General features: G+C 54.8%; 25 protein-coding genes. 22 read left to right on the top strand and 3 right to left on the bottom strand.

Going from position 1 to position 22,181, the window contains the following annotated elements:
* Positions 1–68 precede the first annotated feature (68 nt).
* The gene (gene mnmA, locus PAE68_RS17145; protein WP_281888949.1) at positions 69–1,151 is read right to left on the bottom strand and encodes a tRNA 2-thiouridine(34) synthase MnmA; all 1,083 of its coding nucleotides are present in this window, start codon (positions 1,149–1,151) and stop codon (positions 69–71) included.
* Between the two features lie 166 nt (positions 1,152–1,317).
* Here mnmA and cymR point away from each other — a divergent pair, with 166 nt between their 5' ends.
* Genes cymR through PAE68_RS17125 form a run of 4 tightly spaced genes read left to right on the top strand, consistent with a single transcriptional unit; the run spans position 1,318 to position 3,683 of the window.
* On the top strand, positions 1,318–1,740 hold the full coding sequence (gene cymR, locus PAE68_RS17140; RefSeq protein ID WP_281888948.1) for a cysteine metabolism transcriptional regulator CymR: 423 nt from the start codon (positions 1,318–1,320) through the stop codon (positions 1,738–1,740).
* A gap of 39 nt (positions 1,741–1,779) precedes the next feature.
* Entirely contained in the window at positions 1,780–2,937 is a 1,158-nt protein-coding gene (locus PAE68_RS17135) for a cysteine desulfurase family protein (protein WP_281888946.1), read from the top strand.
* A gap of 16 nt (positions 2,938–2,953) precedes the next feature.
* Complete coding sequence (locus tag PAE68_RS17130; RefSeq protein WP_281888944.1) at positions 2,954–3,475, top strand: PRC-barrel domain-containing protein; 522 nt, start codon at positions 2,954–2,956, stop codon at positions 3,473–3,475.
* Positions 3,476–3,485: 10 nt separating this feature from the next.
* Complete coding sequence (locus PAE68_RS17125) at positions 3,486–3,683, top strand: hypothetical protein (protein ID WP_281888942.1); 198 nt, start codon at positions 3,486–3,488, stop codon at positions 3,681–3,683.
* A gap of 246 nt (positions 3,684–3,929) precedes the next feature.
* Here PAE68_RS17125 and PAE68_RS17120 read toward each other — a convergent pair whose 3' ends face one another.
* Positions 3,930–4,151 (bottom strand): hypothetical protein, encoded by a 222-nt coding sequence (locus tag PAE68_RS17120; protein ID WP_281888940.1) that lies wholly within the window; start codon positions 4,149–4,151, stop codon positions 3,930–3,932.
* A gap of 163 nt (positions 4,152–4,314) precedes the next feature.
* On the opposite strand from PAE68_RS17120, the gene PAE68_RS17115 reads away from it, so the two are divergent.
* From PAE68_RS17115 to PAE68_RS17075, 9 genes are all read left to right on the top strand, one after another.
* Positions 4,315–6,732, top strand: coding sequence for a Na+/H+ antiporter subunit A (locus tag PAE68_RS17115; protein WP_281888938.1), 2,418 nt, complete (start codon positions 4,315–4,317; stop codon positions 6,730–6,732).
* Positions 6,719–7,141 (top strand): Na(+)/H(+) antiporter subunit B, encoded by a 423-nt coding sequence (locus PAE68_RS17110; protein WP_281888936.1) that lies wholly within the window; start codon positions 6,719–6,721, stop codon positions 7,139–7,141. The genes PAE68_RS17115 and PAE68_RS17110 overlap by 14 nt, the downstream gene beginning before the upstream one ends.
* A gap of 3 nt (positions 7,142–7,144) precedes the next feature.
* Positions 7,145–7,483: a Na(+)/H(+) antiporter subunit C gene (locus tag PAE68_RS17105; RefSeq protein ID WP_281888935.1), complete on the top strand. Its 339-nt coding sequence runs from the start codon at positions 7,145–7,147 to the stop codon at positions 7,481–7,483.
* Positions 7,476–8,966: a Na+/H+ antiporter subunit D gene (locus tag PAE68_RS17100; RefSeq protein WP_281888933.1), complete on the top strand. Its 1,491-nt coding sequence runs from the start codon at positions 7,476–7,478 to the stop codon at positions 8,964–8,966. The genes PAE68_RS17105 and PAE68_RS17100 overlap by 8 nt, the downstream gene beginning before the upstream one ends.
* A 3-nt stretch (positions 8,967–8,969) precedes the next feature.
* Positions 8,970–9,449, top strand: coding sequence for a Na+/H+ antiporter subunit E (locus PAE68_RS17095; protein ID WP_281888931.1), 480 nt, complete (start codon positions 8,970–8,972; stop codon positions 9,447–9,449).
* Positions 9,446–9,742 carry a Na(+)/H(+) antiporter subunit F1 gene (locus PAE68_RS17090; RefSeq protein ID WP_281888929.1) on the top strand — a complete coding sequence of 99 codons (297 nt, stop codon included), beginning with the start codon at positions 9,446–9,448 and terminating at the stop codon, positions 9,740–9,742. Before PAE68_RS17095 ends, PAE68_RS17090 begins: the two co-directional genes overlap by 4 nt.
* Positions 9,723–10,094 (top strand): monovalent cation/H(+) antiporter subunit G, encoded by a 372-nt coding sequence (gene mnhG, locus PAE68_RS17085; protein ID WP_281891111.1) that lies wholly within the window; start codon positions 9,723–9,725, stop codon positions 10,092–10,094. The genes PAE68_RS17090 and mnhG overlap by 20 nt, the downstream gene beginning before the upstream one ends.
* 126 nt (positions 10,095–10,220) lie before the next feature.
* Complete coding sequence (locus PAE68_RS17080) at positions 10,221–11,291, top strand: AI-2E family transporter (RefSeq protein ID WP_281888927.1); 1,071 nt, start codon at positions 10,221–10,223, stop codon at positions 11,289–11,291.
* Between the two features lie 76 nt (positions 11,292–11,367).
* Entirely contained in the window at positions 11,368–12,072 is a 705-nt protein-coding gene (locus PAE68_RS17075) for a hypothetical protein (RefSeq protein ID WP_281888925.1), read from the top strand.
* Positions 12,073–12,131: 59 nt separating this feature from the next.
* On the opposite strand, the gene PAE68_RS17070 is transcribed toward PAE68_RS17075, so the two are convergent.
* Positions 12,132–12,614 (bottom strand): cell wall hydrolase, encoded by a 483-nt coding sequence (locus tag PAE68_RS17070; RefSeq protein ID WP_281888923.1) that lies wholly within the window; start codon positions 12,612–12,614, stop codon positions 12,132–12,134.
* Positions 12,615–12,941: 327 nt separating this feature from the next.
* Here PAE68_RS17070 and PAE68_RS17065 point away from each other — a divergent pair, with 327 nt between their 5' ends.
* The 9 genes from PAE68_RS17065 (at position 12,942) to PAE68_RS17025 (ending at position 22,006) form a co-directional block, all read left to right on the top strand.
* The gene (locus PAE68_RS17065) at positions 12,942–13,598 is read left to right on the top strand and encodes a sigma-70 RNA polymerase sigma factor region 4 domain-containing protein (RefSeq protein ID WP_281888922.1); all 657 of its coding nucleotides are present in this window, start codon (positions 12,942–12,944) and stop codon (positions 13,596–13,598) included.
* A gap of 1 nt (position 13,599) precedes the next feature.
* Positions 13,600–13,767, top strand: coding sequence for a YvrJ family protein (locus PAE68_RS17060; protein WP_281888921.1), 168 nt, complete (start codon positions 13,600–13,602; stop codon positions 13,765–13,767).
* A gap of 2 nt (positions 13,768–13,769) precedes the next feature.
* Entirely contained in the window at positions 13,770–14,021 is a 252-nt protein-coding gene (locus tag PAE68_RS17055; protein ID WP_281888919.1) for a helix-turn-helix domain-containing protein, read from the top strand.
* 157 nt (positions 14,022–14,178) lie between these two features.
* Entirely contained in the window at positions 14,179–15,306 is a 1,128-nt protein-coding gene (locus tag PAE68_RS17050; RefSeq protein ID WP_281888917.1) for a hypothetical protein, read from the top strand.
* A gap of 64 nt (positions 15,307–15,370) precedes the next feature.
* Positions 15,371–16,867 carry a stalk domain-containing protein gene (locus PAE68_RS17045; protein ID WP_281888915.1) on the top strand — a complete coding sequence of 499 codons (1,497 nt, stop codon included), beginning with the start codon at positions 15,371–15,373 and terminating at the stop codon, positions 16,865–16,867.
* 80 nt (positions 16,868–16,947) lie between these two features.
* The gene (locus tag PAE68_RS17040; RefSeq protein WP_281888912.1) at positions 16,948–17,925 is read left to right on the top strand and encodes an FTR1 family iron permease; all 978 of its coding nucleotides are present in this window, start codon (positions 16,948–16,950) and stop codon (positions 17,923–17,925) included.
* A gap of 3 nt (positions 17,926–17,928) precedes the next feature.
* A complete protein-coding gene (locus PAE68_RS17035; RefSeq protein ID WP_281888910.1) occupies positions 17,929–19,665 on the top strand; it encodes a glycosyltransferase family 39 protein in 1,737 nt (578 codons plus the stop codon).
* Complete coding sequence (locus tag PAE68_RS17030) at positions 19,662–21,164, top strand: alkaline phosphatase family protein (RefSeq protein ID WP_281888908.1); 1,503 nt, start codon at positions 19,662–19,664, stop codon at positions 21,162–21,164. Before PAE68_RS17035 ends, PAE68_RS17030 begins: the two co-directional genes overlap by 4 nt.
* Positions 21,161–22,006, top strand: a complete 846-nt coding sequence (locus tag PAE68_RS17025; RefSeq protein ID WP_281888906.1) for a glycosyltransferase family 2 protein — start codon at positions 21,161–21,163, stop codon at positions 22,004–22,006. The genes PAE68_RS17030 and PAE68_RS17025 overlap by 4 nt, the downstream gene beginning before the upstream one ends.
* Positions 22,007–22,181: the final 175 nt, after the last annotated feature.

Raw genomic sequence — 22,181 nt, 5'->3', positions numbered from 1 at the left:
CCATTATGTCCCGGGAAATAAAATGCAAAAAACCGTCACCTCCAGTCGGATGGTGACGGTTATTCTTCTTACTTCAGCATCTTGTCGATGACAGCTCCACCGAGACATACGTCGCTATCGTAGAACACGACCGACTGCCCCGGCGTAATCGCCTTCTGCGGTACGTCGAAGTCGATGCGGCAGTGACCGTCCGCCTCGAAGTGAACAGTGACGCCTTGGTCCGGCTGTCGGTAGCGGAACTTGGCCGTACACTTGAACGGCTCCTTCGGCGGCGCTCCTGCGATCCAGTTGAGGTCGGAGGCGAGCAGGCCGGTCGAATAGAGCGCAGGATGCTTCTCGCCTTGGACGACGTACAGAATGTTGCGCTCCAGGTCCTTGCCCGCGACGAACCACGGCTCTCCGCTGCCCGATCCTCCGATGCCTAGACCTTGACGCTGCCCGAGCGTATAGTACATGAGGCCGTCGTGACGACCCTTCACCTCGCCGTCGAGCGTCTGCATGTCGCCCGGCTTCGCTGGCAAGTAGCCGCTCAGGAACTCCTTGAAGTTACGCTCGCCGATGAAGCAGACGCCGGTGCTGTCCTTCTTCTTCGCTGTCGCAAGTCCGGCCCGCTCCGCGATCGCCCGCACCTCGGGCTTCGGCAGATGCCCGATCGGGAACATCGCCTTCGACAGCTGCTGCTGGTTCAGAGCGTGCAGGAAGTACGTCTGGTCCTTGTTCGAATCGACGCCTCGCAGCAGACGGAATAGACCGTCCTGCTCCTCGACACGGGCGTAATGACCGGTTGCAAGGTAATCAGCTCCTAGCTCCAGCGCCTTATTCAGGAATTCACCGAATTTGATCTCCCGATTGCACATGACGTCCGGATTCGGCGTACGTCCCTTGCGATATTCGTTCAGGAAGTACGAGAATACCTTGTCCATGTATGGCTTCTCAAAATTTACCGTATAATAGGGGATGCCGATCTGGCTGCATACGCGGCGAACGTCCTCTGCGTCCTCTTCCGCCGTACAATGACCGAATTCGTCGGTATCATCCCAATTTTTCATAAAAACGCCAATAACCTCGTAGCCCTGCTCCTTCAAGAGCAGCGCAGCGACCGAAGAGTCGACTCCGCCGGACATGCCGAGGACGACGCGTGCTTTACTCATGTGAACCCCTCGCTTTGCTCAATAACCTTTACGCTATTATACATAGTATCGAACAGAATATAAAATTTTTTACGAGTTCGACATTGTTTTTTCACCCATAGGCGGCCATTTTATGTTAGGATAGAAAAGATACAAAAATGTATGATATGTAAACGAGGTGTCTGATTTGAAAATTTCTACCAAAGGCCGATACGGACTGACCATCATGATGGAGCTTGCGACTCGGTTCGGGGAAGGCCCCACCTCATTGAAAAGCATTGCCGAAAAGCATCAGCTATCCGAGCATTATCTGGAGCAGCTGGTCGCTCCGCTTCGCAACGCCGGTCTTGTCAAAAGCATTCGCGGCGCATATGGCGGCTACATATTATCGAAGGCACCGGAGGAAATTACGTCCGGAGATATTATTCGCGTGCTGGAGGGCCCGATTAGTCCCGTCGACTTCACGGAGGAGGACGACCCGGCCAAGCGCAATTTGTGGATACGCATTCGAGATGGAATCGCTCAGGTACTGGACTCTACTACGTTGCAGGACCTGATCACATATACAGATAAGGGCGAGAGCAAGGACAGCTATATGTTCTACATCTAGACTCGACTGAAGTATAAATTGACACAATGTGGTGAAGGCATGAGACGTATTTATTTGGACCACGCGGCTACGACACCGGTGCATCCTGAAGTTGTCGCTGCGATGCTTCCTTACTGGACCGAGCAGTTCGGCAACGCCTCGAGCACGCATGAAGCGGGACGAGCAAGCCGGAACGCGGTGCAGGAGGCGAGAGACACAATCTCGGCCTATATCGGCTGTACGCCGAATGAGCTCGTGTTCACCTCCGGGGGGACGGAGAGTGACAATATGGCGCTGTTCGGCGCTGTAGAAGCTTATTCGGGCAAGGGCAACCATATTATCACGACCGAGATTGAGCACCACGCGGTGCTTCATGCCTGTCAGCGACTCGAGCGGATGGGGTACGAGGTGACTTATGTTCCGGTGAACAAGTACGGTGAAGTGTCGGTGACGGACATTAAGGAAGCGATCCGTCCGAATACGATATTGATCAGCGTCATGTTCGGGAACAACGAGGTCGGCTCGCTTCAGCCGATTCACGAGATCGGGCAGCTGGCTCGAGAGAGAGGGATTGCGTTCCATGTCGACGCCGTGCAGGCGCTCGCGCATGTTCCGATCGATCTGAAGCAGCTTCCGGTTGACTATATGAGCTTCTCCGCCCATAAGCTGAACGGTCCGAAGGGGGTCGGCGCGTTGTATATCGCGAGGACGGCCCGATTCGTTCCTCAAGTATATGGCGGTAATCAGGAGCGCAAGCGTCGTCCCGGCACGGAGAATACGCCTGCTATCGTCGGCTTTGCTAGGGCGGTGCAGCTTTTTTCCGATAATAGGTATGAAATGAAACAAAAGGTGGCAACACTACGTCAAGAGCTTGTAAACGGATTGGAGCAAAGTCTCGGAGCGGGCGCATTCAGGATCAACGGAAATCCGGACCCGAGCCGAGTATTGCCGCACATCGTGAATGTCAGCTTCTCAGGCGTATCGACCGAAACGATGCTGATGAACCTCGATATGGCCGGTGTGTCGGCCGCTAGCGGCTCAGCCTGTACGTCAGGCTCGCTGGAGGTGTCGCATGTGCTGAAGGCGATGAAGCTGCCGGAGGAGCGAACGAGGTCGGCCGTGCGGTTCAGCCTCGGGCTGATGAACGACTCCGAGCAGGTGCGGGAAGCGGTGCAAATTGTTGAAACCGTTCTTCGCCGTTTACGTAGTTACGCTTGATGTAGGAGAGAGAGCCTTGAAGCGAATACGCGATGTAATCGGGCTGCCTGTTATGAACGTGCAATCCGGCAAGCAGATCGGTGAAATCAAAGATATCGTCGTAGACGAGAGCTGGCATGTGCAGTCGTTCGTATTGACGACAGGGCACTGGTTCCAGGAGGCAACCTGCATACGGGCGGACGATGCGCTCTCGCTCGGCGAGGATGCGTTAACGGTCGACCGTGACGATTGTGTGCAGCCGCTTGCCGAGTGCAAGGGCTGGAAGCTGCTCGTTGGAGGCAGCCATCATGTTAAGGGAATGCCGATGATGACCGTGAACGGACAGCAGCTAGGCTGTGTGGAAGACGTTTATTTGGATGGCGATATGGGTAAACAGGTAATAGGCTATGAATTAACCGAGGGTTTCATCTCAGATCTCAGAGAAGGGCGCAAGTGGCTGCCGATGCCGGAATACGTGAAGATCGGTGAGGACGCCTTGATTGTTCCCGTTCACGCGAGCGAGTCGTTGGAGGAAATCTTCGAACCAAATCAGGAATAGGGTGATACGGATGATGCGTTGTCCAAATTGTAATTCTAAAGATATCGGCAAAATCGGCTCGCACCAGTTTTATTGCTGGGGCTGCTTTATCGAACTGACCGTGAACGGGGAAAAAATGTCGGTCTTCCAGGTGGAGGAGGACGGCACGCTCAGCTCTCTTGACGATCTTTTCTTTGAAGAGGAAATGCCGCAAGTTCATGCGAATTAAAGGTGGGGGGGCTGCTCATACGAAGCAGCGGCCCGCATCGATCTGCGAACACCGTCCTGAGCCGGCTTGCCGATTTGGGTGCGGTGTTTTTTCATGCCTTCGCATCCATGCGCGATGCAGCTCGACGTGCCTGTCTAGCTCGCATTAAAAATTTATGCGACCATCTCGCTGCATATGCGTATGAAGTCTATTGGGCTCTAACATTTAATATTCAGGCATGATCAGCGCGTCGAATGGTTCATCTCTCTAGTACATACGCTTCACGATGCGTACATACTCTCTTGGCTGGAAGGTGGCGTGAGCCGACCGATTCTCTGCTCCTTCTTGCATGCCATTTACCGAGTGGTCCGAGAGCGTGCGGAATGCTTCGCTGCTGTAGTGATGCGGCTTCTCTTGTCGTTCCAGATAGGAGCTGGAGGCGAGCAGCGCGACGAACAGCGTGAGGCAGACGATGAGTTTTTGAGCCATGACGAATTTTACCTCCTTTTCGTGTTACAATAAGCTTTAGCCTTTATTATGGTAAAATATCATCAGACGTATGCGCTGTGGCTGGGAAATCGTTCCTGCTGCCGCCATAGCAGATTCCGCGCAAACGTTCGGAACCTGTATTTCAAGATAGGAGGAATCACAGGTGTCTTTGCTCCATGCTGCAATTTTATTACCGTTCCTGTATGCGGTGGTCGTGCCATTGCTCGGGAAGCTTGCTCCCCGCATCCATACAGGCTGGTTCGTCCTGCCGGTACCGGTGCTTTTATTCGCCTATATGGTGTCTTGGCTGCCAGACATTCGGGCAGGACGTGTCGAATCATCGAGCTTTCCTTGGATTCCGTCGCTGGGGATTGACTTTACGGTATACATGGACGGCCTCGGACTGCTCTTCGCCCTCCTCATTACGGGCATAGGCAGTCTTGTCCTGCTGTATTCGATCTATTACCTCGACCCGCGTAAGGAGCAGCTGCGACACTTCTATGTCTACCTGCTGCTCTTCATGGGGGCGATGCTCGGTGTCGTGCTGTCCGATAATCTCATCGTGCTGTACGGCTTCTGGGAGCTGACGAGCTTATCCTCGTTCCTACTGATCGCATTCTGGTATGAGCGGGAGAAATCTCGCTACGGCGCGCAAAAGTCGATGCTGATCACCGTGCTTGGCGGTTTCGCCATGCTGGCGGGCTTCGTGCTGCTCTCGGTTATGGGCGGTACGTTCAGCGTGCGTGAGCTGATCGGTCAGGTCGATGTCATCGCACAGCACAGTCTGTTCGTGCCGGCGATGCTGCTCATTCTGCTCGGCGCATTCACGAAGTCGGCGCAGTTCCCGTTCCACATCTGGCTGCCGGATGCGATGGAGGCGCCGACGCCGGTCAGCGCGTATCTCCATTCCGCAACGATGGTCAAGGCGGGTATTTATCTCGTGGCGAGATTGACTCCGCTGTTCGGCGGGGCGGCTGAATGGTTCTGGCTCGTGTCGGCGTTCGGCATGGCGACGCTGTTCTGGGGCTCATTCTCGGCGGTGAAGCAGACGGACCTGAAGAGCATTCTCGCCTTCTCTACAGTGAGCCAGCTCGGACTCATTATGTCGCTGCTCGGTCTTGGCTCAGCGGCGCTGTATACAGGTCAAGGCCAAGATTCCAAGCTGTATGTGCTCGCAATTACAGCCGCGGTGTTCCACCTGATTAACCATGCGACGTTCAAGGGCGCCTTGTTCATGGTCGTCGGCATTATTGATCACGAGACAGGCACGCGTGACATTCGCAAGCTGGGCGGTCTCGCTTCGCTGATGCCGATTACGTTTACGTTCGCTGTCATTGGAGCGTTCTCGATGGCGGGACTGCCGCCGTTCAACGGATTTCTAAGTAAGGAAATGTTCTTCACCAGCGTATTGAACGCTTCGATGATGGATATGTTTAACATGCAAACGTGGGGGCAGCTGCTTCCGGTGCTGGCGTGGGTGGCGAGCGTGTTCACCTTCGTGTATTGCATGCTGTTCGTGTTCCGTACGTTCACAGGCAAGTTCAAGCCTGAGCAGCTTGACAAGAAGCCGCACGAGGCGCCGCTCGGTATGCTGCTGCCGCCGGCCGTGCTCGCAACGCTTGTCATCGTGTTCGGACTGTTCCCGGATCTGCTGTCGTATTCGCTCATCGAGCCGGCGATGGCATCCATCGCTCCTTCGCTGCTCGCCTCTGGCGATCAATATCTCGTCCATATTACGTTCTGGCACGGCTGGACGACCGAGATCTTCATGACGATCGGCGTCATTGCGGTCGGTACACTGCTATATATGACGATGAAGCGGTGGGAGCGTCTGTACGATGCGATGCCTAAGCGTCTGACGCTGAACGCGTTGTATGACGGCGCTCTGGTCGGCCTTGAGCGGTTCTCCAAGCGACTAACCAACCTGTATATGACGGGCTCCATACGGGACTACCTCGTCTACATATTCGTGTTCTTCATCGTTGTACTCGGCTATCAGTGGTACAAGGCGGGGGTGTGGGACTGGAGCGATACGGTGTATGCCCCGATCTCGATATTCGAGGGTGTATTGATGGCGGTCATGCTGCTGGCTGCGCTCGCAGTGCCCTTCGTTCAATCCAGACTGGCGATGATTATTCTGGTCGGTGCGGTCGGCTATATCGTGACGCTGTTCTTCGTCATCTTCCGCGCGCCGGACTTGGCGCTGACACAACTGATCGTGGAGACGGTGTCGGTGGCGCTGTTCCTGCTCTGCTTCTACCATCTGCCGAGGCTGAAGAAGGAGCTGTCCTCGATCCGCTTTCGTGCGACGAATCTGATCATTTCGATCGGAGTAGGAGTCATTGTGACGCTGATTGCACTGTCAGCAGGCAGTGAGCGGAAGTTCGAGAGCATCGCTGATTATTACGTGAAGGAAAGCTACAATTTGGCGGGCGGCAAAAATATCGTCAACGTCATTCTCGTTGACTTCCGCGGCTTCGATACATTGCTGGAAATTATGGTGCTCGGCATCGCCTCGCTCGGCATCTATGCGCTGATCAAGCTGCGTCTAGGAAGGGGGAAAACGGATGAGGGCCAATGATGTCATCCTGCGAACGGCGGCCAAGGTGCTCGTATTCATCATCTTGACCGTGTCGGCCTCGCTCTTCTTCGCCGGGCACAACCATCCCGGAGGCGGCTTCATCGGCGGTCTTGTGACCGCCTCCGCGCTCGTGCTGCTCGCGCTCGCGTTCGGCATCGAGACGGTGCGCAAGGCGGTCCCGTTCAACTTCCGCATCGTTACGGCGCTTGGGCTGCTCATCGCGGCGCTGACAGGCGCAGGATCCTTCCTGCTCGGGGTGCCGTTCCTCAGTCACGCATTCGGCTATTTCCAGCTGCCGCTGCTCGGCAAGACCGAGCTCGCGACAGCGGTGCTGTTCGACCTCGGTGTGTACCTCGGGGTCGTCGGTGTGACGATGACGATCATCTTGTCTATCGGGGAGGATCGATAAGCGATGGAAATATGGATGTCCGTTTCAATCGGCGTGCTGTTTACTGTTGGCACGTATTTAATATTAACGCGCAGCTTGCTCCGCATCATACTGGGCACGGCCTTGATCAGCCATGGCGTGCATCTGCTGCTGCTGACGATGTCGAGGCTGAAGACAGGGGCCCCGCCGCTGCTCGGAGAGAGCGCGAGCACCTATACGGACCCGCTGCCGCAAGCGCTCATCTTGACATCGATCGTCATTAGCTTCGGGGTGACGTCGCTGTTCTTCGTGCTCGCCTATCGGGCTTACCAGGAGCTCGGAACGGACGATATGGAGCAATTAAGGGGACGTGATGATGAATAATTGGGTTGTAGCTCCGCTGTTCATACCTTTGCTTACCGGTATTGTTCTTATCTTCTTCAACCGTCGCGAGACGCAGCGTGCAATTACAGGCGCAAGTGTGCTGGCCAATATCGCTGCGGCAGCTTATCTCGTGTACAGCGTCAGGCACGATGGGATACAGACGCTTCATATGAGCGGCTGGGAGCCGCCGTTCGGCATCGTCTTCGTTGCCGATATGTTTGCCGCGCTGCTCGTGCTGACGACAACGATTATTGGGGCAGCGTGCTCGTTCTACGCGTTCCACAGCATCGGAGAGGCGAAGGAGAACCATTACTTTTATACGTTTACACAGTTTCTGCTTGTCGGTGTCATCGGCTCCTTCTTAACTGGGGACATCTTCAATCTGTTCGTCTGCTTCGAGGTGATGCTGATTTCCTCCTATGCACTCATAACGCTTGGGGGCCGCAAGGAGCAGCTGCGGGAATCGCTGAAATATATGCTGGTCAACATCTTATCGTCAGCGCTGTTCGTCGCCTCGGTGGCGTACTTATATGCCGTCACCGGAACGTTGAATATGGCGCATCTGGCGGAGCGGGTCGCACAGGACGGGCAGGGCGGCATATTGACGCTGCTGTCGATTCTGTTCCTGATCGTGTTCGGGCTGAAGGCCGGACTGCTGCTGTTCTTCTGGCTGCCTGGCTCCTACCGGACGCCGCCCGCGGCGATTACGGCGCTGTTCGGCGGCTTGCTGACGAAGGTCGGCGTCTACGCGATCATTCGAATATTCACGCTCATCTTCTACCATCAGCCGGAGACGACGCATTCGCTGATCAGCTGGATGGCAGCTGCGACGATGGTGCTCGGCGTCATCGGGGCGGTGGCGTACCGCGACGTAGGACGTATCCTGATCTATAACATCGTCGTGTCGGTCGGCTTCATCTGCTTCGGACTGTCGGTCGCCAACGAAGCGGCGCTGCAGGGCGTCGTGTTCTACTTAGTCCATGACATGATCGCGAAGGCGCTGCTCTTCCTGCTCGGCGGCTCGCTCGTTGCGCTGGCCGGGACAGACCGATTGAAGCAGATGGGCGGGCTGATCAAGCAAGCGCCTGTACTCGGGTGGATGCTGTTCGCCGCAGCGATGGCGATCGTCGGCGTGCCGCCGCTCAGCGGCTTCGTCGGGAAGCTGCTGATCGTGCAGGGTGGTCTTGAGGGCGGACATTACGTGGTGACCGCGATCTCGCTTGCTTCCAGCTTGCTGGTGCTTTACTCCATGATGACGCTGTTCATGCATGCGTTCTGGGGCAAGCCTGCGCAGAGCGAGGCTGGCGCTCCAGCCTCCGCTAATAAGCTGGACTCGCGTCTGCTCGCGCCGTCAGCAGCGCTGCTAGCACTCGTCGTGCTGCTTGGACTTGGTGCCGAATGGGTGTTCCCGTATGTCAATCAGGCCGCTGAAGTGCTGCTGGAGCCGCAGCAATATATTCAAGCGGTGCTAAGGGGGGAATAGCCGATGGCATTTCAGGTTGTACTGAATGTACTGATCGCGCTCGTATGGATGCTGCTGCAGGACGGGGGCAGCTTCGTTAGCTTCGTCGTGGGTTATGTGATCGGACTTGCGTTTTTATACATGCTAAGAAGATTTTTCGCTGGACCGTTCTATACGAAGAAGGTGGGAGCGATCTGGAGGCTGCTCGTTCTGTTCGTGAAGGAGCTCGTCCTGTCCAACATCTCTGTCATTGCGCATATTGTGAAGCCGCGGCTGAACGTACGGCCCGGAATCGTGGCGATTCCGACGGTGCTCGATTCGGATGGAGAGATTACGATTCTCTCCTGCCTGATCACACTGACGCCGGGTACCTTGACACTGGAGGTGTCGCCAGACCAGCGCACGCTCTACATTCACGCGATCGATATTGAGGATGCGGAGCAGCTGGCGGAGCAGATTAAGAACAGCTTTGAGAAGGCGATCATGGAGGTGACGCGGGGATGATGACGGTAGTCTACATGACGGCACTTGCCATATTGTCGCTGTCCATAGTAGGAGCACTATATCGGGTGCTGAAGGGACCCTCCATGCCGGATCGTATCATTGCGCTGGACCTTGTCGGTATCTTCCTGATCGGCATCATTGCGATTCTATCGATTATGCTGCGAACACAGGCGTATCTCGAGATCATATTGCTCATCGGCGTGCTGGCGTTTCTAGGTACAGTCGCTTTTTCCAAATATTTAGAAAAAGGTGTGGTGATCGAGCATGAATCCGATGCTGACAACGGTCGCTGAGGCGGTCATTGCTGTTCTCGTGCTGCTAGGCGCGTTGCTCAGTCTTGTGAGCGCCTTCGGCCTCATCCGCTTGCCTGACGTATACCTGCGCTCGCATGCTGCGACGAAGAGCTCGACGCTTGGCGTGCTGGCGATCTTGCTCGGAGCGTTCCTGTATTTCCTCATATTCGAGGATACGGCTAGTGTAAGACTGCTGCTCGGTGTTGTGTTCGTGTTCATTACAGCGCCAGTGGCTGGGCATCTCGTCGGACGTGCTGCTTACCGGACAGGCGTACCGCTGTGGGAGAAGAGTGTGCGGGACGATCTGGGCAAGGTCGTGAAGCCGAAGCGGGCGAAGGATGCAGAGTCTTGATGTTATAAGTGCTACAAGTGTGAAGTCGTGATCTACGCCGGGCATGGGTTAAAATGCAAGGGTTGTACATATACTGTAACCAGTACATGCGACCCTTGGCATAGCCTGTGTAAGAGGAGGGACACGATGGATCGGCTTACGAATAACCGTTTTCTTCTAGGTATGATATACACCCTAATCGGACTCGTCATCTTGTATGTCTTGATGCAGCTAAGGCCGATGCTGACGGGTGTATATGTATTTCTCCGCGAAATATTAACTCCATTCATCATTGCCCTCATTATTTCGTACGTGCTTAATCCGGTCGTCTCGCTGCTGGGGGCGCGGAAGGTGCCTCGGACGGTCGCGGTTTTGCTGATCTACGCGCTGTTCATCATTTCGGTTACGGTCGTGCTCATGAACGTCATTCCGCTGTTTATGAAGCAGCTGACCGAGCTCAACGAGCATATGCCTGACGTTTCATTCAAGGCTCAGAGTCTTGTTGACAATTTGAACGGCGTTCAATTTCTACCCGACAGCGTGCGCATCGGTCTCAATCAGTCGCTGGCCAAGCTGGAGGATGGCATCTCGCTTGCGATCTCGGAATATGTGAACGGCATCGGCGGAGTGATCGATACCGTGTTCACCATCTTCATCATCCCGTTCGTCGCCTTCTATATGCTTAAGGATTTCCAGCTGATGGAGAAAATGACGCTGGCCGTCGTCCCGAAGAAGCACCGCAAAGAGATCGTCTCGACGCTGATGGACATCGATACGGCGCTCGGCAACTACATACGCGGTCAGTTCATCGTCTGTCTGATCATCGGCTTGCTCGCCTACATCGGATATTGGCTGATCGGCATCCCGTATGCGCTGCTGCTGGCGAGCGTCGTCGCCGTATTCAACATCGTGCCGTACTTAGGACCGTTCCTCGGCGCGGCGCCGGCGCTCGTCGTGGCATCGACGATTTCGCTGAAGATGGTGCTGCTCGTCATCGTCGTCAACACAGCGTGTCAAATACTAGAGGGCAACGTCATTTCGCCGCAGGTCGTCGGTCGGTCGCTGAAGATGCACCCGCTGTTCATTATTTTCGCCTTGCTGGTCGGTGGCGAGGTGGCGGGTATCGTCGGCTTGATCCTCGCAGTGCCGTTCTTCGCGGTCATGAAGGTGATCCTGCAGCACGTGTTTCAATACTATGTGCACAGAAGGCCGGTGTAGCGGCTCATGAACTTATCTCAGGCTGAAGTAGTCTAACTCATGTGTAGACTATACAGTTGAAATGAGGGATCAAGTGATGAAGAGGTATATGGGAGTGCTCGTGCTGCTGGCGGTGCTGACCGCAGGCTGCTCAGGACATAACGATCAAGCCGTAACCAAGCAGCATGAAGCAAGCCATGCGCAGACGGAGGTCATCGCGCAGAGCCAGGACCAATCCGTACGTGTCAAGGCAAATACAAGCGTTACCGGCGACATGCTTCAAGGCTTAACCGTTCAGATCGGAGAGCAAGAAAGGTCGTTCCCGTGGAGCAACGTCTCGAACCCGACTTACTACCCGGAAGTACGGTTAGCGAACGTCGATGCGGATGCTGAATCTGAAGTTCTTATTATCCTTACGACTGCGTATGGTACAGGAGTTCGGCAAGCAGAGCTCCATGTGCTGAACAAGGACTTCACCGAGCTCGATGTCGACAATCCGACGGACGCTGTGAAGTCGCATATCCGAACCAGTCATGCCATAGCTGGCGACAAGCACACCTACTCCGTAACCGTTGACAACCACACGTACACCAAGTCATACAGCAAAGCTGAAGCGGGGCAATGGTTTGAAGATGTCGTGATCGGTAATATCACCACGTATCGTGTGCAAGGTCAAAGCATCGTTGTTGAGCTCTCCGCTCAAGTATCGCCAGGCACTTTCATGGGAACGGTAGTGGCTGAGTACGAGGTAAGAGGTGACCGGCTAGCGATCGGTCGCGTAGCCTTTCGTGAAGGCGATTAGCTGTACATAGACGAAGGCAGCCCCCTGAAGCGGGAGCTGCCTTCTCTTATAACGCTCGATTAATAGCCCTCAACCCGGAAGAAGGTGTGATTGCCCAGAACGACCTTCTCTACAATTTTTTTGCTGCCAGCGCCAAAATTCCAATATTCCGAGCCATTGCTTGTCGTCACCTTGCTGCTGAAGTAAGTGTTGGTTACAAACCACAAGCACTTGCCAATAGGATTGGAGCTTCGTGAGGACGATAGCGCTTCGCTGATGCAGTCATCCCAGGCGCTGGAGCTTGTGTCTGGTTGACGGGCAGACTGCGTAGTCAAGCCTGCGAACGCATTCGGCTTCAAGCATACTCCCTTGTAGGTGCTTCCTCCAAACTCAGACAAATTCTTATCCACTCGATTGCTTACGACCCACACGACGCCTGCTTTGCCTGTACGCGATTCGCCGCGTGCCTCCGAGTAAATGAGCCGTGCTAGTACATCCACTGGATCCAGCGGATCAAACTCCTGCAGTCCAGATAAGTCTTGAATCGGATCTCCCCATGCCATTTGCATAACCTCCAGAATTTGTTTGGTGAAGCGTGGCCTACGCTTCATTGCTTTGTAACAGCTGTCCTTATGTAAAGTGTTGGAGCCCAGTCTGGATACAACCTTCGCCATATTCTTTTTTCGCATGTGCATGCAACGATTGCAGCTTTCGGCAAGCAGGACACTTTAATATAAGGAACGTATGTTCTATAATGGCTGTTTAGGGATCACTTGGTGGTGCATCCTCATTTTTTGCAGTAAAATAAGAACGTATGTTCTTGATGTGGTTGTATTTCAGCTAATCTCGAACACTTTAATAGTCAAAGAGCAAGACAAGGAGGAGTTGATATGAAGATGGAGCTGGATGGCAGAGGCTTAACGAAGGAAGAACGACAAGCGATTACGATGTATGTTGACCATAACAAGCGAATATTCAACCATCCGTTGATTCAAGGCTTCTACAAGGACGAAGCACATGTAATCCTTCTGGCGAAGAAGCTGCTTAGTCCCAATAGCGAGGCAAGTGTGGCATTAGAAGGGGCGTTCAGACGCTTCTTATTTCGAATTCGATTTACGAAGTATCTCTGTTCGTTAATTCGATATAGCGATATAGATTACCACCGGAAGCGTACTCGTCATGAGGAGCGGCAGCCTCTCGTATTTGATACGCCGCTAGGCGAAGGGGAATCGACGCTGGGTGAATGTTTGTACACCCGTTCAGCTTCAATGGAGGATGAGATGCTCATCACAGATCCGAGCTCCTTTCAGCAGGTGCTTCATAACGAGTCGCTATACGTTGCCTTCAACCGATTAACAGATAAGCAGAAGCTCATCATTACGCTGGCTTACTCAGCTTGCGTGTTGGATCGAGACATCATGCAGCTGCTTCACATCTCCCAGCAGGCGATCTCCAAGTCCCGCACCACAGCTTTGAGAAAAATGAAGGCTTACATGACCGAGTCACCTAATGGCTCGTACAGAAAACAAAGAGGCGGGGTGAGCTAATTTGGAGGATGCTCAGTTAATCAGTCTCATTACAACCTCGATTTCCAATTTTGGGTTTCCGATCGTCATTACAGCTTATTTGCTAACACGCTTTGAAAAAAGACTCGATGCCCTTAATGCTTCGATTATTGAATTGCTTCAAGCTCTTAAAGATGAGGTGAGAAAGTAGAAATGAGTGAATCTGATTTGTACGATCTTGTACATCGTGCCCAAAACGGCGATAAGGAGGCGCTCGGAACGATTCTTCATTTATTCCGACCGGTGATCCTGAAGGCGAGCAAAAAAGCTAAGCCTCAAGAGCGCCGTGACCTCGAGCAGCATATGAGTGAAAAAATCATTCGCGCTGTGTATGCGTACGACATGGATTCGATTCCGAATTATTCACAGTTCGTTAAAGAAATATCCGATGCGGGAGAAGCATGACCGTCAGCATCGCGTGACAGTTTGTTGAACAGCTAAAATAATGGTTGACGTATCTATTGAGAGTAGTTATCATTATCCATGATATTGATTCTCATTTGTATCTAGCAATCCATTAAGCCATCAGCTAGAATGGTCGGAAGGAGGGAAACGTACACCAATGAAACGCATGCTAGTATGGATGCTGCTACTACTCATCACGCTTCCTCATTCTGCATGGGGTTACAGCTATGGAGATCCGAACAAGGAAGATATAGCTGAGGCGCTGATTATTATCAGCGGCAAGCTTAACGGCTCACCTGCTGATTGGGAGGGAGCATTCCAGCAATATTTGGTACATAAAAAGGTGCTGGAGCTGGAATTCGGTACGAAGCTGACAGGTACGCTGGAGGCGAACTTCGCGTCTAAGGACAAGGAGCTGCTGATCGCGAACTATAGAGGAATGCTCGCTCTGAACATCGAGCGCCGATTCAACTACGTGGAGAAGGAGCTCGCCGATTACTCCAAGACGAAGCTGCTGCTCGCGAAGTCGAAGGGCACGTTCGATGTGCTGAAGCCGTCCGTGAAGGATGCAGCGACGATTACGGCCGTTGAAGCCTCCTTCAACAAGGCGCTTGAGGCGCTAGGCAACCCCGGCTTGTTCGGAGTGGGGAAGGTGGAGCCGAATCTGGAGCAGTTCAAGACGGAATCCAGCTTCATATTAAGCAAAGTAAAGCCATTATTCACGATCAAGTATGCTCAGGCACCAGCTCAAGCGTCAGCCTCACAGACGGAGACGAAGCCTGCTCAGACGACGCAGGAGACAGCCCCGAAGGCAGCTCAGACGCAGACTTCTGCACAAGCAGAGACGGGCGCGAAGACGAACGCAGCTGCAGGAGCTGTCGCATCAGATGCGGCGAAGTCTACGGCCTCGCAGCCTTCAAGCGAGTCTCAGTCTCAGATATCTCAGAGCGAAGCCTCGAATGAAGCGGCAGTGAAGGCTTCAGCAGAAGGCGATAAGCCGGCTGCAGAGGCAAGCGGCGTTACAGGACAGGCGGAGCAAGCCGCCTCAGCCGACGCGAAGACCGATGGCACGGTGAAGACCGAAGCATCAGCAATCACCAGCGTAAGCGGTGGTGAGGCCGGAGGCGCGAAGCAGGAGACTGCAGCAGCTGCGCCTCTCGATGTGACCGTGCAGGCGGAGAGCAAGGTGAACCCTGTAGTCACCATTATGGTGATCGGACTTGTGCTGCTCGTGGGCGGCGCTGCGGTCTGGTTCGGATTGAAGAAGGGTCTGTTCAAGTTTTAACTATCCCGGTAATTATGTCATTGACTATCATACATTAGCACGAAGCTGAAGGAGAGAATTCATCGTGAAAAAAATCGCAACGCTCGTATTAGCAGCATCCATCGCAGCAAGCTCTGTTGGCGCCGTAAGCGCGTCTGCTGCAACTCTAGGTCAGACTGAATTCAAGCTGTCCGCCGACACATCCGTTCAAATCGGTCAAGTGAAGGCTTACACGGAGCTGCTCGCTCTGTTCACAGCTGAGAAGGTAGATCTGGCGAAGGTTAAGGCTTCCTATGAAGCGTCCTTCAAAGAAGCAGTGAAGGCTCGCAGCACAGATATTGACGCTCAGGTGTCTGCTATTATTGATGCGGGTATTGCAGGTACATATAGCGCAGCACAAGTGAAGCAGGCCGTTGATAAAGGTCTGCAGTGGTACTTCTTCGCAGAGATCGCCTTCCTGACGAAGACAGATGCGGCTGAAGCGCTCAAGAAGGGTGACAAGGCTGCGGCGAAGGCTTCTCTTGAGAAAGCAATCGAGCTGACAGCAGGCACAGTCGGCGTGACGGCTGGCAAGCGCGACACGGACTACAAGACGCTGACACAGAATGTGTTGAACACGATCGCGATCCCTGGTCTGATCAAGGCTGTAGAGGCAGGCGATATGACGGAGTACCAAGTATACCGTCAAATTTTTGAGAAGACGATCATGAAGGTGTTCGTGATGGGCACTGTGAAATATGCAGGCAAGGTTGAGGAGAGCCTCGCAGCTGGCAAGCTGGACGATGCGAAGGTTCAGCAGGTGGAGGGCTACTTCTTCTACATGCCGATCTACGGCTCGATGACTGGCGGCTCGAAGGTAGCAGCTGATGCGATCAAGGATGCATTCGGCTCCGATGGTAAGGCACTGAGCACGAAGACAGTCGGCCTTCAGCTCGCTGACACGATCAACGTGAAGATTAACGGCTATGTGAACCGCATCTTCGATGAGTCGCTGCCGAAGGGTGACATCGCGAAGGCGCTGGAGCAGGCGGCAGAGGCAGGAGCATTCGTCAGCTCGCTCGAAACTATTGCGAAGGCGGAGCTTGGCGATGAGGCGTTCGCAAGCCTGGAGCAGACGACACAGCTGTTCTTCATGGAGCTGAAGGATGGCAAGTACGACAGCGCGAAGAAGCATGCATATGACATGCTGAAGAAGCTGGCACAGCTGAAGGGCGTAAGCTTCAAGGTGGGCGACAAGGCGATCACAGTTGACGGCAAGGAGCAGACGACAGACACGGCAACCTCTTATGTCGATGCGAACAGCGGCCGTACCGTTGCATCTGTACGCTTCGTAGCAGAGGCGCTTGGCGCTGATGTGAAGTTCGACGATGCAACTCAAGTCGTAACGGTAACAAGAGGCAGCAACGTGCTGAAGCTGCAGGTTGGCAGCACGGCGATTGAGCTGAACGGCAAGGTGTCCGACAAGAAGCTCGATCAGGCTGTTGTGATCAATGACGGCCGTGCGTATATTCCGGTTCGCGCAGCGGCAGAGACACTTGGCTCGAAGGTATTCTGGTTCGACGGCAGCGTTATTATTAACTAATTGGTACGACTGAATCTCTTGCCCCTAGCTGCGTTTATGCAGCTAGGGGTCCCGACTTTTAGAAAGGATGCTGGACAAATATGGGTTTCTCACAATTCGCCGCATTTCTGATTACGTTCCGCGAGGCGCTGGAGGCGCTGCTGATCGTCGGCATTATTATGACCTACATTAATCGTGTAGGCGCGAAGCGATTTAATATATGGGTCATCGTCGGCGTGCTGCTGGCGCTCCTGACGAGCCTTGGCGTTGCGTTCGTGTTCCAGGTTGTGCTGGATGGCTTCGAGGGGCTGAAGAGTCAGAGCTATCTGCGCTTCGGCGTCATGTTCGTCTCTGTCATATTACTCACCCATATGGTCGTCTGGATGGCGGATCAGAAGAAGGACATGAAGAAGAGCATGGAGGCTAAGCTGCAGGTTATCATTACGGCAGGCAGCGCCTTTAACATGATCGTCCATTCTTACTTGGTCGTTATGCGCGAGGCAGTGGAGACCGTATTTTTCTTTGCGGCAATCAGCGGCGGGGACGTAACGAAGGCGATGATGAGCTGGGGAGCGCTGACAGGGTTAGCTTCTGCTACGATCGTTGCGCTGATCTTCTTCAAGGGGTTCAAAAAAATTCCGCTTGCCACCTACTTCAAGGTGACGGGAGCGCTCCTCATCATGATTGCCGCCGGCTTGCTCTCTAACGGAATCGGTATGATGCAGGATATGGGCTACATGAAGAGTGTACACATGACACAGGGTGGTCAGATCGGCGAAGTGTACAACATCGCATGGCTGCTGCCGGAGCATGAGAAGGATGCGAACGACTATTTGCGCGATCATGGCGAGGAGACCGTATTCAGCGGTAATGTAGGCATCTTCTTCGCGGCGATGTTCGGCTATTCGCAAAATCCGTCCGTCGAGCAGTTCGTCGGCTACTGGATGTACTACTTGTTCGCGCTCTTCCTTGCCGGGTGGTCGCTAAGAATCAAGGAGCGCCGCGAGCAGGCGTCAGCTACTCGATTGCCTTCGCATTCGTCTGCGAGCACGGTCCAGGCGCAGAAGACGACGACGTAGCCGATGGTCAACAACGACAACGAGCTTTCAGCGAATTTACACAAGGAGAAGAGGGAGAAACGTGCAGCGGCGTTTCTTTTTCTTCTTTTCGCCGCTTTATTGGTATGGCGGCTGCCTTACGTTGCGAGATACGCGGGCAGCTGGGATGCGGTCGACTTTGCGCTGGCGCTGAAGAGATACGATATATTCGCCATGCAGCCGCACTTCCCAGGGTATCCTGTATTCATCGTAGCAGCGAAGCCGGTCTATGCGCTGACGCAGGACGCTGTCTGGTCGCTGTCGCTCGTGTCCGCGGTGTTCGGCAGCTTGTCGGTGCTGTGCGTCTACGCGCTGATGAGGAGTGTCGGCGGGAGCGTCCGCGCTTCCCTTCTGGCCGCCGCGCTGTACGCGGTGCATCCCTTGATCTCGCTCACCCATGTGCAGCCGATGAGCGAGAGTATGGGACTGTTCAGCGTGCTGCTGCTGCTTGCCGTCTCTTCGTTAAGTGTACGGGCCGGACTTCGTGCAGACCAATATTTGCACATCGCCGTATGGAGCTGCATCCTATATGCTGTTGCTATGGGCGTTCGTATTTCGTATTTTCCGCTAGGGGCGGCGCTGCTCGTTCCATTATGGAGGCTGAGGTCGACTCGATTCGGCTGGTGGAAAATAGCAGGCGCCCTCACCGCAGGCGCACTAACTGGACTTGCCTGGATCGTGCCTGTCGCGATGACGGAGGGTGGATTGGCGCCATACTTCATGCTCGGACAATCGTTCTCGGCGGGGCACTTCAACGATTGGGGCGGCGCGATGACGTCGGCGACGTCGTCGCTGTACGACTATATCGTTCGCTTGAAGCAGTGGCTGTGGGACCAGCTGCTGTGGGCCGGCTGGACCGGCGCTGACGCGGGAGCTCTCGACAGAGCGTCTGCCGAAGGCATCTCTGCTGGTGCTGCGTCCGCTGCTTCCACGGTGACCGCTTCGGCAGAGCAGAGTATGGCCCCACTGATACTGCGGATCACTTCAGCCAGTGTGATGGCCCTGCTTGTGCTCACGGTGTGGGGCAGCCGAGTGCTTGCGTACATACGCTCGAAGCCGGGAGTCTCGCGCATGGCTGGTGCCGTACGCTTCGTCGCTCATGTGAATTGGGCCAAGCTCATGCTCTTACTGACAGCCGTTGTCCCGTATACGATCTGGATGTTCTGGGGGCAAAATCCGGAGAAAGCCCGGCATCTGCTGCCTCTCATTCCACTCCTGCTTATGGGTGCTGCTGTAGCTGTGGAGTCGAGCATGCGTGCGCTTCAAGCAAGAAGGACGCTGCAGGCTGCAGTTGGAGCGGCTGTCGGTCTATTCCTGCTAACCTCCGTGCAGCAGTCTGCAGTTCTGCTCGAGGCGAGCGTCCAGCCTGCTCCTGCGCTGCAGCTTGTTCGTTATACGGAGCAGCTGAAGCTGCCGGCGGCACCCGTCGTCTTTACGTGGGAGGAGGAGCGTCTGTTCCATTATTATGCGCCTCATCTCGCGGCGACGCGGGTGAAGAGCTATGGGCTGTTCCAACAGCAGGCTAGAGAATACTTGGCAGGCGGGCGGCGAGTGCTTCTGACGAGCAAGGTGCTTGATGGCTTCGCTGCTGACGAGCGGGCTGAGCTGTTGCCGCACTTGACGAGCTTGGCTGATTTTCAGGGAAATCCGATCGTCAATCCGGTATATGACCGTCTGACGCTGTACGAATATAACATACGAAGGGAGGAGGGGAATCGATGAAGGAAGCATCCGGCTTCGAAATTGTCGCCGCACGCTGCTGGAACCTGGTCAATGAAGGGAAGCCGTTTACGCCGATTTTTACAGCGGGGGCGTTCCTGCTCTATCATATATCGGACTGGGGAAGCGGCTCGTTCTGGCTCGGCACGGCGCTAGCAGCGCTGCTGCTCGTCCCCTTGTTCGCGGTCTGGTTTATATACGACTATCCACTGTTCATGCGCAATTATTTATGGCTGCCATTCGTCGCATATTTCTTCATCTGGGGTGTGCCTGAGCTTGGGATTGGGCTATGGACGATCGCGCTGTACTTCTTCTTCACCGTCTTCTTCTGGGGGACGTTGTATTACCATCTGCGCATCGGCACGTCGTGGCTGAACTTCCGCCGCTTCTGGAAGCTCGTGCTGAAGAACAGCGACTCGACGAGCGGCAATGCGCAGGAGCAGCTGCCGAAGACGCTGCTGCTCGTCTACCTGTGGGAGCGACTGCATACGGAGCTGCTTGGCAGCGGCGCATTTGCGATTGAGGCGCCAACAGTGCTCGCATTCACGGCGGCTGTCGCGCTACTGAGCTATGTGCTGCATCGTAACCTGTTCGACTGGAAGCCGAAGGAGGATCTGTCGTTCACGCATGAACGGTATGCCGAGCCTCTGGAGCCGATGACCGGGAAGGTGATCGTGCTCGTCATCGACGGCATGCGCAAGGAGCGGTTCGATGTGGCGCGCACGCCGTTCCTGGATCGGCTGAGGCAGGGCGGAACGGAGTATACGCAGATGGAGACGGTATATCCGGCGCGTACGGTCGTCTGCTTCTCCTCGATGTTCACAGGCACGTATCCACGTGAGCACGGTATTCAGTCAAATATGGTGTGGAAGCTCGGCATTCGGGTGGAGAGCATCTTCGACTCGCTGCGCAAGATCGGCAAGAAGGGTCGTCTGCTCGGTATCGCGCATCTGATCGACTCGATGGGCGACGATGTGGAGAGCGTCACCGCGGTTATGCATAATGATAAGGCGGACCGATTCATCGTCGAGCGGGCGAAGAAGATTATGGCGGAGCAGAACCCGGACCTGCTCGTCGTCCAGCTCATCGCCACAGACCAGACGGGACATAGCATGGGTGTACTGTACGACGAATATGTGCAGAAAATCGAGGAAGCTGACGCGCTGCTCGACGAGTTCGTTCAATGGCTAGAGGTGAACGGGCATATGCAGGACACGACGCTGCTCGTCTGCGCCGATCACGGACAAGCGGACGGCATCGGCGGTCACGGCCATCTCGATGAGGGCGAACGGTTCGTACCGTTCTTCCTGTACGGTCCGCGCATTGCGCAAGGACGCAAGATTGAGCGCCGCATGTCGCTGACGTCGGTGGCGCCGACGATCGCTTGTCTGCTCGGAGCGCCGTATCCCGACCATAGCCGAGGCGATGTGCTGACCGAGGCGTGGTCGACAGCTAGTAGTGCAGACAAGCGGGAGAACGGAGTGAAAGGAAGTACAACATGACTAGACAGAAGAACGCAGCCTGGACCCCGAGCAACATGACATCGACACGTAAAGTTATCGTATTCCTGCCCGCTCATAACGAGGAGGCTTCGATCGGCGAGGTGCTGAAGCGAATTCCGCGACGGTTCGATGCACGAGTGACGGTAGAGACGCTCATTATCGACGACGGCTCGACCGATCGGACGGTGGAGCGGGCGCTCGCTGCCGGGGCTGACCATGTGCTCAGCTTGCCTGTGAACGGCGGACTTGGCGCTGCAGTGCGTCACGGCCTGAAGGAAAGCGTACGCCTCGGCGCTGATGTCGTCATCATGATCGACGCGGACAACGAGTATCCAGCCGATCAAATTCCTGAGCTGCTCTCGCCGATCTTCGCCGGTCAGGCGGACTATACGATGGGCTCGCGGTTCATGGGCACGATCGATGGGATGAAGCTGTATCGTCGGCTGGGCAACTATTTTTTCACAGCGCTGCAGGCGATCTTGCTCCGTCGTATCATTACAGACGGTCAATCAGGAATGCGGGCGTTCACGCGCTCGGCTGCTGAGGCAGCCGAAATTATACATGACTATAACTATGCGCAGGTGCTCACGCTCAATCTCTTGCGCAAAGGGTTTCGGCTTGCCGAGATTCCGATCCGCTACCGATTTCGCACCGAGGGGCGTTCTTTTATCTCAATCGCATACATCGGCAAGGTGCTTCCAGCGATCTGGAAGGAGCTGCGGAGGCCGGTTGAGATCGGTAAGGAGCGGGATCGCGCGGATGTAAGTCTGCCTGAATATCCGCTGCCGAAGGGGGAGCCTGCCCTATCCGCGGCGTGTTCGCAGCGTCCAGCCATCAGTTGACAGAGGCCAAGCTGGAATCATATAATTAGCAGATGAAAGCGTTGATGAAATACAGTACGTCATAGTCCATTAGCCAGAGAGCAGGCTTGTAACTGAGCACTTGTTCGGAGCGTCGATTCGTTCGCTTCCCCGTGCTCGCGTTCCGCTGCGAGAGCCCGCCTAATGAAGGATGACC

The sequence above is a fragment of the Paenibacillus sp. YYML68 genome (assembly GCF_027923405.1).
Lineage (GTDB): Bacteria > Bacillota > Bacilli > Paenibacillales > NBRC-103111 > Paenibacillus_G.
Note: the sequence above shows the minus strand (reverse complement) of the source record. Positions and strands in the feature narration are given on the sequence as shown.

Excerpts from the sequence above, each read along its gene's own strand:
- mnmA (WP_281888949.1), bottom strand. The coding sequence starts at position 1,151 with ATGAGTAAAGCACGCGTCGTCCTCGGCATGTCCGGCGGAGTCGACTCT.
- PAE68_RS17135 (WP_281888946.1), top strand. The coding sequence starts at position 1,780 with ATGAGACGTATTTATTTGGACCACGCGGCTACGACACCGGTGCATCCT.
- PAE68_RS17125 (WP_281888942.1), top strand. The coding sequence starts at position 3,486 with ATGATGCGTTGTCCAAATTGTAATTCTAAAGATATCGGCAAAATCGGC.
- PAE68_RS17120 (WP_281888940.1), bottom strand. The coding sequence starts at position 4,151 with ATGGCTCAAAAACTCATCGTCTGCCTCACGCTGTTCGTCGCGCTGCTC.
- PAE68_RS17110 (WP_281888936.1), top strand. The coding sequence starts at position 6,719 with ATGAGGGCCAATGATGTCATCCTGCGAACGGCGGCCAAGGTGCTCGTA.
- PAE68_RS17105 (WP_281888935.1), top strand. The coding sequence starts at position 7,145 with ATGGAAATATGGATGTCCGTTTCAATCGGCGTGCTGTTTACTGTTGGC.
- PAE68_RS17100 (WP_281888933.1), top strand. The coding sequence starts at position 7,476 with ATGAATAATTGGGTTGTAGCTCCGCTGTTCATACCTTTGCTTACCGGT.
- PAE68_RS17095 (WP_281888931.1), top strand. The coding sequence starts at position 8,970 with ATGGCATTTCAGGTTGTACTGAATGTACTGATCGCGCTCGTATGGATG.
- PAE68_RS17090 (WP_281888929.1), top strand. The coding sequence starts at position 9,446 with ATGATGACGGTAGTCTACATGACGGCACTTGCCATATTGTCGCTGTCC.
- mnhG (WP_281891111.1), top strand. The coding sequence starts at position 9,723 with ATGCTGACAACGGTCGCTGAGGCGGTCATTGCTGTTCTCGTGCTGCTA.
- PAE68_RS17080 (WP_281888927.1), top strand. The coding sequence starts at position 10,221 with ATGGATCGGCTTACGAATAACCGTTTTCTTCTAGGTATGATATACACC.
- PAE68_RS17075 (WP_281888925.1), top strand. The coding sequence starts at position 11,368 with ATGAAGAGGTATATGGGAGTGCTCGTGCTGCTGGCGGTGCTGACCGCA.
- PAE68_RS17070 (WP_281888923.1), bottom strand. The coding sequence starts at position 12,614 with ATGGCATGGGGAGATCCGATTCAAGACTTATCTGGACTGCAGGAGTTT.
- PAE68_RS17065 (WP_281888922.1), top strand. The coding sequence starts at position 12,942 with ATGAAGATGGAGCTGGATGGCAGAGGCTTAACGAAGGAAGAACGACAA.
- PAE68_RS17055 (WP_281888919.1), top strand. The coding sequence starts at position 13,770 with ATGAGTGAATCTGATTTGTACGATCTTGTACATCGTGCCCAAAACGGC.
- PAE68_RS17050 (WP_281888917.1), top strand. The coding sequence starts at position 14,179 with ATGAAACGCATGCTAGTATGGATGCTGCTACTACTCATCACGCTTCCT.
- PAE68_RS17040 (WP_281888912.1), top strand. The coding sequence starts at position 16,948 with ATGGGTTTCTCACAATTCGCCGCATTTCTGATTACGTTCCGCGAGGCG.
- PAE68_RS17035 (WP_281888910.1), top strand. The coding sequence starts at position 17,929 with ATGGTCAACAACGACAACGAGCTTTCAGCGAATTTACACAAGGAGAAG.
- PAE68_RS17030 (WP_281888908.1), top strand. The coding sequence starts at position 19,662 with ATGAAGGAAGCATCCGGCTTCGAAATTGTCGCCGCACGCTGCTGGAAC.
- PAE68_RS17025 (WP_281888906.1), top strand. The coding sequence starts at position 21,161 with ATGACTAGACAGAAGAACGCAGCCTGGACCCCGAGCAACATGACATCG.